Genomic DNA, 511 nt, shown 5'->3' on the forward strand with positions numbered 1-511 from the left:
GCCCGGGGTTTTAATATCGGTATTTGGTACCTCCTGTCTGTCGACTTTTGTGCATGGGATGGCGTGCCGCGAACCGACCGGGCGGGGGGCCAGCCCCCCGCACCCCCCGGGGTATTTCCCCCGAGAAGAAGCGTCGGACCGGCAAGGCGGACCCGCCGCCTCGTCGCTCGCTGTGCCCTTGCCGGCATCTTGGCGTCACGGACCCTCATTGCAGGAGCAACCGCGCGGCCAGGCCGCCGAACATCACCGCCGCCACGCGGTTGAGCAGCCGGGCACGCGCCCGCAGCACGTGGGCGAACCCGCCCGCCGCCGCGCCGAGCGCCAGCGAGAATGCCCCGCCCAACCCGGCGAAGATCGCGCCCAGCACCGTGATCTGGGCCCAGAGCGGGCCGTTCGACGGGTCGGTGAATTGCGGGATGAAGGCGAATATGAAGAGCGCCGTCTTGGGGTTGAGCACGTTGGTCAGGAAGCCGCGGCGCACCGCCCGCCCGAGGCCGGCCGCCGCCCGCCC

The 511-nt window shown here is 71.2% G+C and carries 1 protein-coding gene; it reads right to left on the minus strand.

Going from position 1 to position 511, the window contains the following annotated elements:
• Window positions 1-205: 205 nt before the first annotated feature.
• A partial coding sequence (locus ACH107_RS33470) for a LysE family translocator (protein ID WP_412509880.1) occupies window positions 206-511 on the minus strand: 306 nt, incomplete at its 5' end.

The sequence above is a fragment of the Roseovarius halophilus (ex Wu et al. 2025) genome (genome assembly GCF_047086965.1).